The organism is Paenibacillus sp. 1-18, assembly GCF_000520755.1.
GTDB lineage: Bacteria > Bacillota > Bacilli > Paenibacillales > Paenibacillaceae > Paenibacillus > Paenibacillus brasilensis.
In genome coordinates, this window is sequence record NZ_ASSB01000386.1 from 1 (window position 1) to 1884 (window position 1884).

Consider the following 1884-nt stretch of genomic DNA (forward strand, 5'->3'; position numbering starts at 1 on the left):
GACTTGCCGCATGCAGTAGCAAGTGCTGCGCCCATGTGCGGAACGAGTCCGTTTTTTGCGGGAGTCGGATTTCCCGCCCGCTTGCCGCCTGCTCATAGCCTGCGGCGATATCCTCGAACAATATCCGCCACGATACTCCGTCCACCGCCAGATGGTGAATGACGATCAGCAAATGGTCGCCGTCCGCGCAATGGAACAGCCCCAGCTTCAGCAGCGGCCCTTCGCTCAGGTTCATGCTGCGCTGAATGTCGCTTGCTTTCGCTTCGATGGCAGCTGCGTAGTCAGCCTCGCCCCGGAAATCCGCGATGTCGAGCGTGTACAGCTCGCCCTCGCCGATGCCGCGGTTCCACGCTTCGTATCCGTGATCGTTCAAGCGGAATACGAGCCGCAGTGCATCGTGATGCTCGGCGATTTTGGCCATCGTTTGACGCAAAGCCGTCAGTTCAAAGCCTTCCGCCCGATACAGCATAACCGCGTGATTAAAGTGGTGCAGATCAACAGGCGCCTGTTCGAAGAACCAGCGCTGAATCGGGAGCAGTGGCGTCTCGCCTGTCACTTCCCCTTGATCGGCGATGCGGCCGACAGTTTGCACATGCAGGCTGAGCTCGGCGATGGTCGGATACTTGAACAAATGTTTCATGTCCAGCTTGTAGCCAGCTTGCAGCAGTCTCGAAGACACCTGGATCGACTTGATTGAATCGCCCCCAAGGTCGAAGAAGTTGTCGTGAATGCCGATCTTCCCGACACCAAGCGCGCCCTGCCAAACAGCAGCCAGCGCTTGCTCCACCGCTGTCTTCGGAGCCTCATAGACGGTTCCGACCGATAGGCTGCTTTCAGGCGCAGGCAGCGCTTTGCGATCAATCTTTCCATTCGGGCTTAGCGGCATATGCTCAAGCTGCACGAAGTGTGACGGGATCATATAGCCCGGAAGCTCCTGCGCCAGCGCTCCGCGGAGCTCGCTTGCCGTCATCTCTGCATTCGCCGTAAAATATGCGCACATCTGCTTCTGACCGCTTTCGTCTTCCCTCGCTACCACGACCGTCTCCTGTACAGCCTCCACCTTCAACAGTTGCGTTTCCACCTCACCAAGTTCAATCCGGTAACCCCGTATTTTCACCTGATGGTCGATCCGTCCCAAATACTCGATGTTCCCGTCCGCTTGCCAGCGGGTCAGGTCTCCCGTTCGGTACATTCGCTCTCCCGGCACAAACGGGTCGTCCACGAATTTCTCCGCCGTCAGCTCAGGTCGGTTTAGATACCCCCGGGCAACTCCGTCTCCCGCGATGCATAGCTCACCTGGCACGCCGATGGGCTGCAACCTTCCGCCTTCACTGACGATGTATAGCCGTATATTCGAAATCGGCTTGCCAATTGGAATCGTTCTGTACGTTTCGTCTGCTCGCAAGTTAAAATACGAGACTTCGACCGTCGCTTCCGTCGGCCCGTACAAATTCACCAGCTTCGCCTGACTGACCGGGGCGACGAGTTGCTGGAACCGCGCTGCCGCAATCGGCGTTAATGCTTCCCCACTCGTAGACACTAGCTTCAACGAGGCCAGCTTGCTTTGCGCTTGCTCTCCTTGACGCTCAATGTATTCCAGGAACACGTTCAACATCGCCGGTACAAAATGTATCCTGCTGATTCTTTGCGCCTCAATCGTCTCCAGAATCACTTCCGGATCTTTCTCCCCGCCGACTGGAAGCAGGCACAAACTCGCTCCTACAGAAGACCAGCCGAACAGCTCCCACACCGAAACGTCGAACGTGATCGCTGTTTTTTGCAAAATTATTTCTCCTGCATCAAATGGATACACCTTCTGCATCCAGGTCAGGCGGTTGATCACCGACTGGTGTTCGACCATGACGCCTTTCGGCTTGCCGGTCG

General features: G+C 56.7%; 1 protein-coding gene. It reads right to left on the bottom strand.

Going from position 1 to position 1884, the window contains the following annotated elements:
- On the bottom strand, nt 1-1884 hold a 1884-nt coding region (locus L693_RS28565; protein WP_155983944.1), incomplete at both ends, for an AMP-binding protein.